Here is a 16,266-nt window from a genome sequence, read left to right as displayed (position 1 = left end):
CGATAGATGAACATTCGGCAACTAGCGCTGCAAAATATAAAAGGAAATTGGCGTAATTATAAAGTGTTTTTCTTAAGTAGTTGTTTTGCGATATTTGCGTCTTTTGCATACATGTCCGTCATTGTACATCCGTATATGCAAGAGACGATGTGGTATCAAAACGTACGCTGGGGACTGATCATATGTAATGTTATTATCATTTCTTTTTTCGTCATATTTATTTTGTATTCTACTTCTATTTTCATAGAGGCACGTAAGAAAGAATTAGGATTATATATGTTAATGGGAGCAACGAAATCTAACGTAATTGGCGTAATTATGACCGAGCAAATGTTGATCGGGGTATTTGCTAATATTTTTGGTATTGGGCTTGGCATGATTTTTTTAAAGCTCTTCTTTATGGTGTTTAGTATGTTACTGGGGCTTCCGAAAGAACTCCCTGTCATATTTGACTTGAGAGCAATTGGGGGAACATTTATTGCGTATATGGTCGTATTTGTTGTCTTATCATTTATAAGTGCTTTACGTATATGGAATATAAAAATCATTCGGTTATTGAAAGAATTTCGAGCAGATAAAAAAGAGAAGAAAACATCAATGTGGCTTTGTATATTCGGATTTATTTGTTTAGGTATAGGATATGCGTTAGCGTTACAAGCGACCATACTAACGATAGCGGTCTATTTTTTCCCTGTGTCTATACTTGTCTCTTTCGGAACGTATTTTTCTTTTACACACGGCACTGCTCAAATATTAGAAATAATAAAACGAAATAAAAAGATTATGTATACATATCCGTATTTATTTATAGTGAATCAATTGTCACATCGAATGAAGGAAAATGGTCGCTTTTTCTTTCTAATGTCGATGGCAACGACGTTTGTAGTTACAGCAACAGGTACGGTGTTCTTATATTTTTCTGGTATGCAAGATATGTGGCGTGGCGGGGGCGTGCATTCATTTTCTTACATAGAAAAAGGTGCTTCTTCTCATGAAGTCTTTACGGAGGGCACGGTTGAACAATTATTGCACCAATATGGGTATGATGATTTTCAATCTATGAGTTTTGTTGGAGTGTATGCATCTTTTCAGACCAATAAGGGAGAAACAGAAGTAGCGCCACTCATTAAACAAAGTGAATACAATCAAGAGGCGAGAAAACAAAAACAGAAAACGTATCATCCTAAAAAAGGTACAGTGACACTCGTTTATTATAATAAATATAATAATTCAAATGTATATAATCAAAAAGAGATTCAATTGCAAGTAATGAATCAACCATATCAATTCGTATTTAACGGCCAGAAAGAAGGGGTTCAATTTAACCATCATCCTTCGTACATTAATGGTCTGTTCTTCGTTATGAATGATGAAGATTTTGATAGTATAGCAAATCAGGTTCCTGATTCTGAAAAAATGATATATAGAGGCTACACATTACCAAATATCGAAAATACGAAAAAATTAAATGAAGATTTACGGAAACATATGAAACAAGATAATAATAATGCATTTCGAAGCAATATGGAGTTGTATGTAAGTATGAAAGAAGGCGGCGATATTACTCTATTTGTAGGCTCATTTATTAGTATATTATTCTTTCTTACTTCATGTAGTATCGTATATTTTAAATGGTTCCATAATATTGCATCGGACCGAAAGCAGTATGGTGCACTCTCTAAACTTGGAATGACGAAGGAAGAAGTATGGAAGGTTTCTCGTTGGCAATTGTGTATGCTATTTTTTGTACCAATTATAGTAGGGAGTATGCATAGTGCAGTTGCGTTATATACGTTTCATAAAACGATCTTTATGGATGGTTCATTAAGAAAAGTAGCTTTGTTTATTCTATTTTATATCGCCGCATGCATCATGTATTTCTTTTTCGCGCAAAGAGAATATAAGAAACATTTAGACTAGCAAACGCTAGTCTTTTTTAAATATTCGAAATTTATATAGAAGAATATAAAAAAGTATGGTATAACAGTAAGAAAACGAAAAAGAGGGGAAAAGACGATGATTCGAGTAGGATATTTAGGACCAGAAGCAACATTTACAAATATGGCGGTGAGTCGTTTTTTTCCGGAAGCAGAGCATGTACCGTATCGAACGATTCCAGACTGTATGGATGCAACTGCAAATGGAAATGTAGATTATGCAGTGGTACCACTAGAAAACGCTATAGAAGGTTCAGTGAATATAACAGTTGATTATCTCGTGCATGAGCAACCACTTTCTATTGTAGGAGAAATTACAGTGCCCATTCAGCAACATTTACTTGTACATCCGCAGTATGCAGAAGTGTGGGAAGAAGTATATGCAGTGCATTCTCATCCACACGCTATTGCACAATGTCATAAGTTTTTAAATGAAGAATTAAAAGGGATAACTGCTCGAGATATGACATCAACAAGTGCTGCTGCGCAATATGTGAAAGAACATCCTGAAGAAAAAATTGCTGCCATTGCAAATGAAGCAGCTGCAGAGAAATACGGATTAACGATTGTAAGACGAAGCATTCATACACATAAAAATAATCATACACGTTTCCTAGTGCTCCATAAGAAAAAGAAAGCAATACTCTCAAATAATGGAGAAAACCGCGGAGAGAAAACGACGCTTATGATAACGTTACCTGCTGATTATGCAGGGGCACTATATCAAGTGTTATCAGCTTTCGCATGGAGAAAATTAAACTTATCAAAAATTGAATCGCGCCCGATGAAAACGGGTCTTGGAAATTACTTTTTCTTGATTGATGTCGATAAAGCATATGATGATGTATTATTGCCAGGCGTAACGATGGAACTTGAAGCACTTGGTTTTTCTGTTACGGTGCTTGGGAGTTATTCTTCTTATTGGTTATAAGGGAGAATTAGGCTATAACGTGTGATAGATCAATAAAATCCCACCTATAAATGGTGGGATTCTTTATTTTAACTTCGCAAGACGCTCTTCTAATTGACCACGCCAAACGTCAGCTAGTTCTGGAACAGCAAGAATCTTTTCGATGCCATCTCTATCTTTTCTATTATGAAAATAAATTTCGTTAGAGAACAAGACAGAAACATTGCTCGGTTGACGTTTTAGTAATGTGATTTTTGAATCTTTACGTACAGTACCTTCTTGAAGAACGCGGCATAGGTAGCCAGTATAGCCAGTTGCTACAATGCGCGGCAGTATGCCAGGAATACCGAGGCGTTTTGAAATCGTGCTACAAGGTACTCTTGCTTGTGTCACCTGAATGATTGCTTCACCTAATTTGTATGTATCTCCGATGCAAACATCACGCTCTAACATATTTGTTACGGTAATGTTTTCGCCAAATGCAGAAGTGGGGAGTGTTGTTTGGAATTCTTCTTCCCATAGTGCGTAATGCTCGTGTGGATACACGCAAACGGCGCGATCAGGTCCACCATGGTGTTTTAAATCAGCTACATCATCACCAAGGAAGCCATCTTTTGAGAGAAAAGCTTCTTCTGTAGAATCTTTACATATACCTGTTATCATTTCTTTATCTTCGCTATATTTCATTTGTTTCGGTTTGCCAATGCTAAAGTGAACGAGTTCAATTCTCATATTTGATCTCCTTTACAATTGATTACAATATTATAGCATTAAAAAAGCACAGAGAATTATAAAAACTCTGTGCTTTACATTAATAAACGAGAAATCCTGCTTTATCTAAAGCCTCGCAAGCAGCATCTAATTTTTCTTTTGAATCTGCCTCAATAGTATGTAAGTGAATACCGTCTGTTAATTGCGATAGATAGGAAGCATTTGTGTTTTCGATTTTTTGTAAATATTGCTCTACATCAAAGCGATTGCTTACCATGATGGATGCTGTTAAGTCACCGTATACAGGATGCTCAACTTTTACATCTTTAATCGTAACACCGTGATCAACAAGCATTGTAAGTTCTTGACGTACTTCCGCTGGTTTATGTTGGCATACAATTACACGTTCGAAAGCTTGTTGTTTCTCTTGTGGTTTTAAATATAAATATCCTTGAGCAGTTGCAATAATCGGTTCGTTTCGTGCTTTAAGCAAGGAAATATCTTGCACGATCACTTGCCTACTTACGTTTGTCTTTTTCGATAGCTCATTTCCAGATAACGGTTCATTTGCAGCAAGAAGCCACTGAAGGATAAGCTGTCGTCTTTCTTCGCCTAAAATCTTTTTTTGTTCATTTTGTTTCATTATGATTTAACACCTCTATAAAATTGATTTCCAATTGTGTGTAGTGCATGAATAGTAGTATCAATTTGATCTTTCGTTGTTTGTTGTCCGAAAGAGAAGCGGACATATTGTTTTGCCTCTTCATACGTTTTTCCAATTGCAAGCATTGTTTTCGAAGGTTCTTGTTTACCGACTTGGCAAGCACTTCCGGTGGAAATGGCAATACCATGGCGATTACATTCTAGCATTGTATACTGACCTTCTATTCCTTTTATTGTAACCCCAATAATATGTGGTAAACAAGAAGTAGAATGACCTTCTACTTCAATTTCTAGCGGAAGTGTTCGTATTTGCTCTAAAAAGTAGGATCGTAACTCTTTAAAACGTAAACTTTCTTCCTGTTGATTTTTTAATATATTCTCAGCAGCTGTTAAAAAAGATGCGATGCCAGGAACGTTCACTGTGCCAGGGCGAAACCCTTTTTCGTGAGAGGTTCCCGGGAATATTTGTGTCCAGCGAACTTGCGGATTGATATAGCAAGCGCCAACACCCTTCGGTCCGTATATTTTATGTGCTGAAACAGAAAGACTATCAATCCCCATCTCAAAAACATGGATAGGAAGTTTACCAAAGGTTTGTACACAATCTGAATGAAATAAAACGTTATATTTTTTCAAAAGTGCCCCAATCTCTGCGATATTTTGAACGGTTCCGATTTCAGAGTTTCCGTGCTGTATACTTGCTAGAACAGTATCTTCTGTAATAGCTGCTTCTAAATCTATTAAACGAATGAGTCCATTTTTATCAACAGGAATTTCAGTAATTGTATACCCTTTTGATTGTAAGGTTTGAAAATAACTTCGAATGGATGCATGTTCCATAGGTGTCGTAATAATATGCTTCTTATTTTGGGCATTGAGAAGGGACTGAATCGCAAGGTAGTTCGATTCTGACCCACCGCTCGTGAAGAATATCCCTTGTTCCTTTCCGCCAATCATTTCGGCAAATGTTTTTCTACAAACTTGTAATAAAGAAGAGGCCGTTCCTCCAATATCGTGTAAACTTTGTTCATTTCCGAAGTATTGCGATGCTGCTTTCGTATATGTTTGTAATGCTTCCGCGCTCATAGGTGTAGTAGCTGCATAATCAAGATATATCATCATGTAAGTTCCTCTCTCTAGTAAGAGTTACATTTCTTTTATTTTTTTAAATGGTAGTGAAAATAAGAATTATAAAAAAACTCTTGTCATTATTTTAAAACTATGTAAATATAGGTGTCAAGACAGTTGAAAAGTGTAAAGTAGGAGGCAACAATTATGCCAAGTGCAGATGTCTTAATTATTGGAAGTGGCGTTGCGGCACTTCGTGTTGCAAAAGAGATTTGTCACGAAAAGAATGTGATTATTATCACAAAGGAAACGAATCGTAATAATAATACATATTTAGCGCAAGGTGGAATTGCCGCAGCCGTAGCTACATATGACAATCCAAATGATCATTTTGAAGATACGTTAGTAGCAGGATGTCATTATAACAATGAAGATGCGGTTCGTTATTTAGTTGAAGAAGGGCCGAAAGAAATGAATCATCTCATTGAAAATGGAATGAAATTTGATGGAGATGAAACGGGCCCTCACCTTGGAAAAGAAGGTGCACATCGGAAGCGGCGTATTTTACATGCAGGTGGCGATGCAACAGGAAAGAATTTATTGGAGCATTTCATTCAAGAAGTAGTTCCGTACGTTACGGTAGTGGAACAGGAAATGGTGCTTGATTTTATTATAGAAAACGAAAAATGTGCTGGAGTTTTAACGCGAGATAGTGAAGGGAAGTTGAATCGTTATGATGCAGATTATACGGTGTTAGCCTCAGGCGGGATTGGTGGTTTATATGCCTTTACTTCTAATGACAAAACAATTACGGGTGATGGACTTGCGATGGTGTACCGCGCGGGTGGGGAGCTTGTAGATTTAGAATTTGTACAATTCCATCCAACGATGTTATACGCGAGCGAGCGATGCTGCGGTCTCGTCTCTGAAGCAGTCCGCGGTGAAGGAGCTGTCCTTATAAACGGAAAAGGGCAGCGTTTTATGATGGATATACATCCAGATCATGATCTCGCACCGCGTGATGTAGTGGCAAGAGCGATTCATGAACAGCTTTTGGCGGGTGAAAAAGTGTATTTGAATATCGAGTCTATCCAAAATTTTGAAGAACGTTTTCCGACTGTATCATCATTGTGTAAAAAGAATGGTGTTCATATAAATGAAAAACGTATTCCGGTCGTACCGGGTGCTCATTTCCATATGGGCGGCGTGAAAACAAACTGTGATGGAGAGACGTCCATTCCACATTTATATGCGGTTGGTGAAGTAGCTTGTAACGGTGTTCATGGAGCAAATAGATTAGCGAGTAATTCATTATTAGAAGGTCTTGTGTTTGGAAAGAGAATAGGACAGCATCTTTTAACGAAAGCGACAAAAGACAGATTGAACAACTTTGCTGAGAAGGAAAAGAAGTTTATCGTTCTGAATCATTTGCCGACGAAAGAAGAAATACAAGAATGCATGATGAAATATGTTGGGATTGTGCGAACAGAGCAAAGTTTATCTTATGCAAAGAGATGGCTTAGTAAGTACGGTGTTCGAAATATGATATTACAACATGATGTTCTTACAAATGAAGAGATAACGCTTATTAATATGTTAACAGTTTGTGAGCTTATCGTCGTATCAGCTTTGCAAAGAGAAGAAAGCATTGGTGGCCATTATCGAAGTGATTATCCACATAGAAGTAGCGTAAAAAAAGAAATCGTTCGAGTGAAAAGAAAACTACAACTTGTGTAATGAGGGGAAGAGGGGCTTTATGAATACGATAAAGGTTAAAGAAGCATTAAATCGATTTTTTCTAGAAGATATAGGAGAAAGAGATGTAACATCTCAGCTTATTTTTCCAGATAATTTACTTTCAAAAGGAACGTTTCTTGCAAAGGATACAGGAGTCTTTGCGGGACGTTTAGTCATTGAAGAAGGGTTTAAATTAATTGATGAGAGAATTAAAGTGGAGCTTCATAAAAAAGATGGAGATCTTGTAGAAAAAGGCGAAATAATTGCAACTGTCCAAGGACCAATCGCATCGTTATTAACGGCAGAGCGCGTTATATTAAACGTTATCCAGCGTATGAGTGGGATAGCGACAATGACATACGAGGCTGTTCGTGCCTTAGATAGCAGCCATACACGTATTTGTGATACGCGAAAAACGATGCCAGGGCTACGTATGTTTGATAAGTATGCAGTCGTGTGCGGAGGCGGATTTAATCACCGTTTCGGCTTATATGACGGTGTCATGATCAAAGATAATCATATTGCTTTTGCTGGTTCTATTACGAAAGCTGTTACATCAGTGAAAGAAAAGTTAGGACATATGGTGAAAGTAGAAGTTGAAACGGAAACAGAGGAGCAAGTGAGAGAGGCTGTAGCTGCTGGTGCAGATATTATTATGTTTGATAACCGTACGCCAGATGAGATTCGGGAGTTTTCAAAGATTGTGCCAAGCGCTATCGTGACGGAAGCTTCAGGGGGCATTACAATTGAAGATTTATCGAAATACGGAAAAACAGGGGTAGATTATATTTCACTTGGAGCGTTAACACATTCAGTGAAAGCACTTGATATTAGTTTCAATATTGAGGCGTAAGGAAAGTGGCTTAGAGGGGGAGAAAGAAATATGAGTATTTTAGAAAAAGTACAACCGATTGAAACGATGTTACCAGAGCGTTATTACACGATGTCAACAGAAAACATGGAAAAGCGGGTTCGTGAAATTAAAGAAAAAATGGGGGAAACGCTATTTATTCCAGGACATCATTACCAAAAAGATGAAGTGGTACAATTTTCTGATGCAGCAGGAGATTCACTTCAGCTTGCGCAAGTTGCAGCGAGCAATAAAGACGCAAAATATATTGTATTTTGTGGTGTACACTTTATGGCAGAAACAGCAGATATGTTAACGACAGATGATCAAATTGTTATTTTGCCAGATATGCGTGCAGGTTGTTCGATGGCAGATATGGCAGATATTGAACAAACAGAAAGAGCGTGGAAAGAGCTCACGAAATTATTTGGAGATACGATGATTCCGTTAACGTATGTAAACTCTACGGCTGCAATTAAAGCGTTTTGTGGTCGTAATGGCGGAGCAACAGTAACTTCTTCTAATGCAAAACAAATGGTATCATGGGCTTTTACGCAAAAAGAGCGTCTCGTTTTTTTACCGGATCAACATTTAGGAAGAAATACAGCGTACGATTTAGGTATCCCGTTAGATAAAATGGCGGTATGGGATCCGCATACTGATTCATTAGAGTACGATGGAGATATAGAAGAAATTCAAGTGATTTTATGGAAAGGGCATTGTTCAGTTCATCAAAACTTTACAGTGAAAAATATAGAGAATGTACGGAGAAATCATCCGGATATGAATATTATTGTACATCCGGAATGTTGCTACGAAGTTGTAGCTGCTTCGGATTATGCAGGTTCAACGAAATACATTATTGATATGATTGAAGCGGCTCCATCCGGAAGTAAATGGGCGATTGGTACAGAAATGAATTTAGTGAACCGAATTATTCAACAACATCCAGATAAAGAAATTGTTTCACTTAACCCCTTTATGTGTCCATGTTTAACAATGAACCGAATTGATCTGCCGCACTTATTATGGGCACTTGAAACGATAGAAAAAGGAGAAGAAATTAACGTTATTAGCGTAGATAAACAAGTGACTGAAGAGGCAGTTCTTGCATTAAATCGTATGTTAGAGCGTGTGTAAAGCAGCGGATTCCCGTTGCTTTTTTTCGTACATATAATCATAACGAGAACAAAATGGGCATACATTGTTTTGAAGAAATCATTGCGATTATCTTATACTTATTCCGCTTCTAATGATATCGAAAATCGAAGAAGTGATACAAGTGAAAAGAGGTTAACGTTATTTAGAAAGGGTTACTTCATGAGATTTGTTACTTATAGATAAGTTATACAGGAGGGGGAAAATTTGAAAATTCATATCGTGCAAAAAGGGGATACCCTTTGGAAAATTGCGAAAAAGTACGGAGTGGATTTTGATACGTTGAAAAAAACAAATACACAACTTAGCAATCCAGATTTAATTATGCCAGGTATGAAAATTAAAGTACCATCAAACAGTGTACACGTAAAACAGCATGCTGGAGCAGGTTCAGCACCTCCAAAACAATATGTAAAAGAAGTGCAACAAAAAGAATTTGCAGCAACGCCAACGCCGCTTGGAATAGAAGACGAGGAAGAAGTTACGTATCAATCAGCACCAATTACACAAGAGCCTGCCATGCAACAAACACAAAAAGAAGTGCAAGTAAAACCACAGAAGGAAATGCAAGTGAAATCACAAAAAGAAGTACAGGTAAAACCACAGAAGGAAATACAAGTGAAGCCACAAAAAGAGATACAGGTGAAACCACAGAAGGAAATGCAAGTGAAACCGCAAAAAGAAGTACAGGTAACGCCACAAAAAGAAAAGCCGGTTCAAATAGAAAAACCAGTTGAAAAACCGTCAGTTATTCAAAAACCACCTGTTATAGAAAAACAAAAACCAGCGGAAAAAGAAAATACGAAGTTTTCGGTAAATGTGTTACCGCAGCCGCCGCAACCACCAATAAAAACGAAAAAAGAATATAAAATTTCAGATGTAATTAAAAAAGGAAGCGAGTTAATTGCTCCTCAAATTACTAAAATGAAACCTAATAACATTATTTCTCCGCAAACGAAAAAAGATAATATAATATCACCGCAAGTAAAGAAAGAAAATGTAGGAAACATAGTGTCACCGCAAGTAAAGAAAGAAAATGTAGGAAACATAGTGTCACCGCAAGTAAAGAAAGAAAATGTAGGGAACATAGTGTCGCCGCAAGTGAAGAAAGAAAATGTAGGAAACATAGTATCACCACAAGTAAAGAAAGAAAATGTAGGAAATATAGTGTCACCAAATGTATCGAAAGAAAATGTAGTTATTCCGCAAGTAAAACCACCAAATATTCAAGTGCCAAACATCATGCCAATCATGGATAATAATCAGCCACCAAACATCATGCCAATTATGGATAATAATCAGCTACCAAACATGATGCCAATCATGGATAATAATCAGCCACCAAACATCATGCCAATCATGGATAACAATCAGCCACCAAACATGATGCCAATCATGGATAACAATCAGCCACCAAACATCATGCCAATCATGGATAATAATCAGCCACCAAACATGATGCCAATCATGGATAACAATCAGCCGCCAAACATGATGCCAATTATGGATAATAATCAGCCACCAAACATGATGCCGATTATGGATAATAATCAGCCACCAAACATGATGCCAATTATGGATAACAATCAAATGCCAAATATGATGCCAATCATGGATAACAATCAACCGCCGAATATGATGCCATATCAAATGCCGTACCAACAGCCTATGATGCCGCCGAATCCGTATTATCAACAACAAAATCCATATCAAATGCCATATCAGCAAGGAGCACCGTTTGGACCGCAATATACGTCTATGCCAAATCCAAATATGATGCCGATAGATAATAATATGCCGCCGCTCGTGCAAGGAGAGGAAGATTGTGGATGCGGAGGAGAGAGTAGGCTATATAGTCCGCAACCTGGAGGGCCACAATACGCGAATCCTTTATATTATCAACCAACTCAATCAGCATATGCACCACAGCCAGGAACGATGTATTATCAACCAGATCCGCCAAATGTATTTGGGGAGCCAGTTTCAGAAGAAGAGGATGAAGAAGTTTAAAAAAGGTGGGATTATTCCCACCTTTTTTGTATGTAGATTCATTCCGGAAACGAAAGATTTACACCAAATGTTAGAAAATCCCCAGTGAAATATTAACAGTGTAAAAACCTTCTCTGTTACTCATCATAAGAGGGAGCTTTTCAGAAGAGAAGCTCATTCTAACAGAGGGGGTTTTTGTATTGAATACGAAAGTAAAAGTGATTGCTGCTTCTTTGTTAGTTACTAGTGCATTAGCTGCATGTGGTACACCAAAAGATAACAATGCAATGGATGGACGTAACTACAATTACGAGCGTACATCTTATAATGATACACACCAGTATCGTGATAATGTGGCGCGTAACGATCGTTATACAGACTATGTGACATATAGAAATGGTCGTAACGATACAGGATACAACTATTACCGTGATGTAAATTACAACGGTCAAATTGCTAATCCGCATCCAACACGTAATATTACAATGAACAATTCATACATTAACAATGATGGTAAAACTGCAGAAAGAATTACGAATCGTGTGAAACGTATGAATAACGTAGACCGCGTGTCTACAGTTGTATATGGAAACGATGTAGCGATTGCAGTAAAACCACGTAACACGGTGACAAATGAAACGGCGATGGCGAACGAAATTCGTCAAGCTGTTGCAAATGAAGTTGGAAACAGAAACGTATATGTTTCTGTAAGAAATGACATGTTTACTCGTGTCGATGCAATGAGTACACGCTTGCGTAACGGTACTGTTACAAACGATTTTAATCGTGACATAGTAAATATGTTCCGAGATATTCGTTACGGTTTAACAGGTACTATGCGATAGTAAAATAAAAGAGGAAGGGGTTGCCCTTCCTCTTTATTGCTTAATGTATGGATTTGAGCTCTATATGATTTATCTATAGAGTGCTTCTTCAAGCATTTTTTCACCATCTTCTTTTATTTTATCGGGATTGCTTTTATAATAGGAATCCCATTGGTTATACTCTTTACATTCATCGCTATTTAAAAATTCTGGGCAACCGTTACTTGAGGAAGATTTAGAGCTATTAGTATTGTGTTCTGAATTATTATTTTCGCTGGAAGTATCGGTATCATATTCAGAATAGGTGTTATTAGCGGAATCATCATCCTCGTTTTCTTCATCATTAATAGAATCGGTATTAAGATATGAATCGGTTTCATAAATATCATCTTCTATTGAATCATTTGAGCAACTTGATAAGATGAACAGAGATACAATAAGTGAGGTTAATGTTAGCAGTTTGTTCATAATAACTTTCTCCATTTCTATTTTAAAATTTGATTAATCAATTATTACATTTAATGGGTCCTAGTTCCATATAAACCCATTGAAAATGAATAGAAAATATATATAGAATAAATGCAAAAAAAAGATAATTTAAATTAGCTTGTTTTTTAGTTTTATTAATGTTATATTAGCAAAGCGATGAGCTAATTTACGTAAGACGAGAGATATGCTTAAGTGCTAAACACGCGAATGTGGTCGCCTGGTCTCTCGCCGTAAACGCATCAAGACGCCTGCTTTGCAGGCGTCTTTCATTTTATATAAAACAAATGCTAATGCAGATAAGGAGAAAACTTTATCTGCATTTTTTTATTTTGGAGAGAAATGTAATACGGTCATTTATATGGATAAAACCCCCATTTCCGGAAAAACTACTAATGAAAGTATGATCTTGCCTAAAAGAGGTGAACGGAAATGAAATGGATACTGATTGCGATGCAAGCTTTCGTTATGATGTTTTGTTTCGTTTATGGAACGAATGCGAAGGCGGAAGGGCCAGTACCAGAAGTAACAGAGAAAGACCCTCAAGTTACAATTTTATTAGAGCGAATGTATGTTGATGGAGAGGTAAGTGAGGAAATCTTTACAGAAAAAGTAGCAGACTTAGAAAAGTTTTTACAGCAGTATAAAGAATGGCAGCTCGTTGATCGTGATGATGTACAAATTGTATTACAAAAGAAAGTTGACGATATTTCTCCGTTATTAAAAACGAGCGGTTATTTTGGAGTGTCAGAGGAAGGGATATTACAAATTTTCAAAGGTGTACCGAAAAGCGATAATGCGATTCATTCCTTCTTTCAAATTGATATGAAAAAGCTTGAGAGTTATGAGCGTGCGAAATTGAAACGTGGTATTCGTATTAAATCAAAAGAAGGTTTTGTGAAGACGATTGAAAAAATGAAACAATATGCAGTGCAAAATAAGAAAAAAAGCAGCTCATGGTGAGCTGCTTTTTTTCTTATTTATTTTTATCTAAAATTTGTTTTGCGATTTCATCGATTAGCATATCTTTTCCGATTGGATTGAAAGCTTTCGTATTGAAGATTTCGTTTGATACTTCATATACATGATTGTTTTTCACAGCTTTATTGTCTTTCCAAACGGCACTGTTTTTGTAGTCTTCGTAAACTTTATCAGCTTCGCCGCCAAAGTTTACAATAAACATTTGATCAGGTTGGAATGCAACAAGACCTTCTAGCGATACTTGCGCCATCGTTTGTTTTAAATCTGTACCTTTTGTTGCTGGAAGTTTTAAGTCGTTAAAGATGATGTCACCGTACCCGAAGCTACCGTATACACGGAAGTTTTGTGGTGTAACTGCGATGAACATAAAGCTCTCATCTTTTGTTTTCTCTTTAATCTTTTTAGATAAAGAGTCGGCTTTTTTATCGTAGTCTGCAATCCATTTGTCGGCTTTCTTTTCTTCGTCAAATAGTTTACCTACTTCTTTAAACTTACCACGCCAGTCTTCTAAGTTTGTTTCTAGAACAACTGTCGGTGCTACTTTTTCTAGTTGATCATAAATTTTTAATTGACGGTTGTTCAAAATAATTAAGTCTGGTTTTAAAGCAGTAACAGCTTCTAAATCAACTTTAGGTGCCCAATACCAACCTACTGCTTTTACTCCGTCTAGCTTTTCTGTCAAATGCTTTTGGATTTTATCTTTATATGTATTTGCTGTACCAACAGGTTTGTGTCCAAGAAGTAATAATTCTTCTGTTGAACCAGATAAATCAACAATTCTCTTTGGATTTACTGGAATTGTAGCTTCCCCTTTAGCGTGTTTTACAATTTTTGTTTTCGGTTGTTCTTTTGCTTTTGATTCTTCTTTTTGAGAAGAACAGCCAACGATAGAAAGAACAACTAGCATAATAGTAAATAAAATAAATAGTTTCTGTTTCATCCTGATGTAACCCCTTTAATTAGTATTGATAATCATTATCGACTTCTGTATATTAATGTGCTTTAACCTTTCTGTCAATGAAAATAACAGAAGTTTCAAATAGAGAACATTTGTTGGGGCAGTCTCGCTTTTCTATCATTAAATATGTTAAAATGGAATACATGATTTAAGAGGGAGAGATTGTATTTTGTTTGAATATGTTACAGGTTACGTGGAGTATGTAGGACCGGAATATGTCGTAATTGATCATAATGGAATTGGTTATCAAATTTTCACACCGAATCCGTATGTATTTCAAAGAAGTAAGCAAGAAATCCGTGTCTATACATATCATTATGTGAGAGAAGATATTATGGCGCTTTACGGGTTTAAAACACGTGAAGAGCGTTTATTATTTACAAAGTTGTTAGGTGTGTCTGGTATTGGACCAAAAGGCGCTCTTGCAATATTAGCTTCTGGTCAAACAGGACAGGTCGTTCAAGCGATTGAACATGAGGACGAGAAGTTTTTAGTGAAGTTCCCGGGCGTAGGAAAGAAAACAGCGCGCCAAATGATTTTAGATTTAAAAGGAAAACTAGCAGACGTTGTACCAGATGCATTTGTTGATTTATTCTCAGACGAAGAACGTTTTGATGAGAAGAAAGGTTCGTCAGCTGAGCTTGATGAGGCGCTGGAAGCTCTGCGCGCACTTGGATACGCGGAACGAGAAGTTTCTCGCGTTGTACCAGAGTTATTAAAAGAATCATTAACGACGGATCAGTATATTAAAAAGGCACTTAGTCTTTTACTAAATGGTAAGAGGTGAGTATAATGGACGAACGTCTCCTTTCAGGGGAATCTGCATATGAAGATGCGGATTTAGAATATTCATTACGGCCACAGACGCTCCGTCAGTATATTGGCCAAGATAAAGCGAAACATAATTTAGAAGTGTTTATTGAAGCGGCGAAAATGCGTGAAGAAACGTTAGATCACGTGCTTTTATATGGACCACCAGGACTTGGTAAAACGACGCTTGCAAATATTATTGCCAATGAAATGGGCGTAAATGTTAGAACAACTTCAGGTCCAGCAATCGAAAGGCCAGGAGATTTAGCAGCTGTATTAACATCGCTTCAACCAGGGGATGTATTATTTATTGATGAAATTCATCGTTTGCATAGATCAATTGAAGAAGTACTATATCCTGCGATGGAAGATTTTTGCCTTGATATTGTCATTGGAAAAGGACCGTCAGCAAGGTCTGTACGTTTAGATTTACCGCCATTTACATTAGTTGGAGCAACGACGCGTGCAGGTGCGTTATCAGCGCCATTACGTGACCGTTTCGGTGTACTTTCAAGATTAGAGTATTACACAGTAGATCAGCTTTCTGCGATTGTGGAACGTACAGGAGAAGTATTTGAAGTTGAAATTGATTCGTTAGCTGCACTAGAAATTGCAAGACGCGCTCGTGGTACACCTCGTATTGCGAATCGTTTATTACGACGTGTACGAGATTTCGCACAAGTTCGTGGTAACGGAACAGTTACGATGGAAATTACACAAATGGCGTTAGAACTACTGCAAGTAGATAAATTAGGTCTAGATCATATTGACCATAAATTATTGCTTGGTATTATTGAGAAATTCCGCGGTGGCCCAGTTGGATTAGAAACGGTTTCGGCAACGATTGGAGAAGAATCTCATACGATTGAAGATGTGTATGAGCCGTATTTATTACAAATTGGCTTTTTACAACGAACGCCAAGGGGTCGAATTGTAACGCCACTTGCATATGAGCATTTCGGAATGGAGATGCCAGAAGTATGACGGAGATGCCAAAATTGCTTATTATAGCAGGGATCTTACTTATCGTTGTTGGCTTAGCTTGGAAGTTCATTGGAAGGCTTCCAGGCGATATTTTTGTGAAAAAAGGAAACGTTACCTTTTATTTTCCTATCATTACATGTATTGTGTTAAGTATTGTATTATCTTTTATTATGTATATAATAAATCGATTCAAATAAGAA

General features: G+C 37.0%; 15 protein-coding genes and 1 pseudogene. 11 read left to right on the top strand and 5 right to left on the bottom strand.

All coding sequences use genetic code 11. The features are described from left to right. Positions 1-6: 6 nt before the first annotated feature. Together MR070_RS03535 and pheA are read left to right on the top strand one after the other, a co-directional pair. Positions 7-1,920: an ABC transporter permease gene (locus MR070_RS03535; protein ID WP_242260536.1), complete on the top strand. Its 1,914-nt coding sequence runs from the start codon at positions 7-9 to the stop codon at positions 1,918-1,920. Between the two features lie 96 nt (positions 1,921-2,016). After that, positions 2,017-2,868 (top strand): prephenate dehydratase, encoded by an 852-nt coding sequence (pheA, locus tag MR070_RS03530; protein ID WP_061132109.1) that lies wholly within the window; start codon positions 2,017-2,019, stop codon positions 2,866-2,868. A gap of 63 nt (positions 2,869-2,931) precedes the next feature. Here the strand turns inward: pheA and MR070_RS03525 are convergent, their stop codons facing one another. The 3 genes from MR070_RS03525 to MR070_RS03515 form a co-directional block, all read right to left on the bottom strand. Then, positions 2,932-3,579, bottom strand: coding sequence for an MOSC domain-containing protein (locus tag MR070_RS03525; RefSeq protein WP_242260535.1), 648 nt, complete (start codon positions 3,577-3,579; stop codon positions 2,932-2,934). A 79-nt stretch (positions 3,580-3,658) separates the two neighbouring features. After that, positions 3,659-4,201, bottom strand: a complete 543-nt coding sequence (locus MR070_RS03520; protein WP_000812272.1) for a transcription repressor NadR — start codon at positions 4,199-4,201, stop codon at positions 3,659-3,661. Beyond that, on the bottom strand, positions 4,201-5,343 hold the full coding sequence (locus MR070_RS03515) for an IscS subfamily cysteine desulfurase (protein WP_070806876.1): 1,143 nt from the start codon (positions 5,341-5,343) through the stop codon (positions 4,201-4,203). The genes MR070_RS03520 and MR070_RS03515 overlap by 1 nt, the downstream gene beginning before the upstream one ends. Positions 5,344-5,496: 153 nt before the next feature. Here MR070_RS03515 and nadB point away from each other — a divergent pair, with 153 nt between their 5' ends. From nadB to MR070_RS03490, 5 genes and pseudogenes are all read left to right on the top strand, one after another. Further along, positions 5,497-7,026, top strand: coding sequence for an L-aspartate oxidase (nadB, locus tag MR070_RS03510; RefSeq protein WP_242260534.1), 1,530 nt, complete (start codon positions 5,497-5,499; stop codon positions 7,024-7,026). Positions 7,027-7,045: 19 nt separating this feature from the next. Next, positions 7,046-7,879, top strand: coding sequence for a carboxylating nicotinate-nucleotide diphosphorylase (gene nadC / locus MR070_RS03505; protein ID WP_001092219.1), 834 nt, complete (start codon positions 7,046-7,048; stop codon positions 7,877-7,879). A 30-nt stretch (positions 7,880-7,909) separates the two neighbouring features. Continuing rightward, on the top strand, positions 7,910-9,016 hold the full coding sequence (gene nadA / locus MR070_RS03500) for a quinolinate synthase NadA (protein ID WP_000025313.1): 1,107 nt from the start codon (positions 7,910-7,912) through the stop codon (positions 9,014-9,016). Positions 9,017-9,241: 225 nt separating this feature from the next. Beyond that, positions 9,242-9,398: pseudogene (safA, locus tag MR070_RS27185) on the top strand (SafA/ExsA family spore coat assembly protein); the annotation flags it as partial. Between the two features lie 1,825 nt (positions 9,399-11,223). Continuing rightward, complete coding sequence (locus tag MR070_RS03490) at positions 11,224-11,868, top strand: YhcN/YlaJ family sporulation lipoprotein (protein ID WP_044793739.1); 645 nt, start codon at positions 11,224-11,226, stop codon at positions 11,866-11,868. A 69-nt stretch (positions 11,869-11,937) separates the two neighbouring features. Here MR070_RS03490 and MR070_RS03485 read toward each other — a convergent pair whose 3' ends face one another. Further along, entirely contained in the window at positions 11,938-12,315 is a 378-nt protein-coding gene (locus tag MR070_RS03485) for a hypothetical protein (RefSeq protein WP_044793741.1), read from the bottom strand. Positions 12,316-12,765: 450 nt separating this feature from the next. On the opposite strand from MR070_RS03485, the gene MR070_RS03480 reads away from it, so the two are divergent. Then, on the top strand, positions 12,766-13,296 hold the full coding sequence (locus MR070_RS03480) for a BofC C-terminal domain-containing protein (protein ID WP_000871180.1): 531 nt from the start codon (positions 12,766-12,768) through the stop codon (positions 13,294-13,296). Positions 13,297-13,309: 13 nt separating this feature from the next. Here MR070_RS03480 and MR070_RS03475 read toward each other — a convergent pair whose 3' ends face one another. Beyond that, positions 13,310-14,254: an iron-hydroxamate ABC transporter substrate-binding protein gene (locus MR070_RS03475; RefSeq protein ID WP_000810668.1), complete on the bottom strand. Its 945-nt coding sequence runs from the start codon at positions 14,252-14,254 to the stop codon at positions 13,310-13,312. A gap of 187 nt (positions 14,255-14,441) precedes the next feature. Between MR070_RS03475 and ruvA the strand changes: the two genes are divergently transcribed. From ruvA to MR070_RS03460, 3 genes are read left to right on the top strand one after another with little or no spacing between them, the layout of a single operon-like run. Beyond that, positions 14,442-15,059, top strand: a complete 618-nt coding sequence (gene ruvA / locus MR070_RS03470) for a Holliday junction DNA helicase RuvA (protein ID WP_000464508.1) — start codon at positions 14,442-14,444, stop codon at positions 15,057-15,059. A gap of 5 nt (positions 15,060-15,064) precedes the next feature. Further along, positions 15,065-16,066, top strand: a complete 1,002-nt coding sequence (gene ruvB / locus MR070_RS03465; RefSeq protein ID WP_000344458.1) for a Holliday junction branch migration DNA helicase RuvB — start codon at positions 15,065-15,067, stop codon at positions 16,064-16,066. Further along, positions 16,063-16,263: a DUF2905 domain-containing protein gene (locus tag MR070_RS03460; RefSeq protein ID WP_098903519.1), complete on the top strand. Its 201-nt coding sequence runs from the start codon at positions 16,063-16,065 to the stop codon at positions 16,261-16,263. Before ruvB ends, MR070_RS03460 begins: the two co-directional genes overlap by 4 nt. Positions 16,264-16,266 lie beyond the last annotated feature (3 nt).

Source organism: Bacillus cereus group sp. BfR-BA-01453 (assembly GCF_022662915.1).
GTDB lineage: Bacteria > Bacillota > Bacilli > Bacillales > Bacillaceae_G > Bacillus_A > Bacillus_A paranthracis.
The sequence above is the reverse complement of the archived record's forward strand: the minus strand, read 5'-3'. Positions and strand labels throughout refer to the sequence as shown.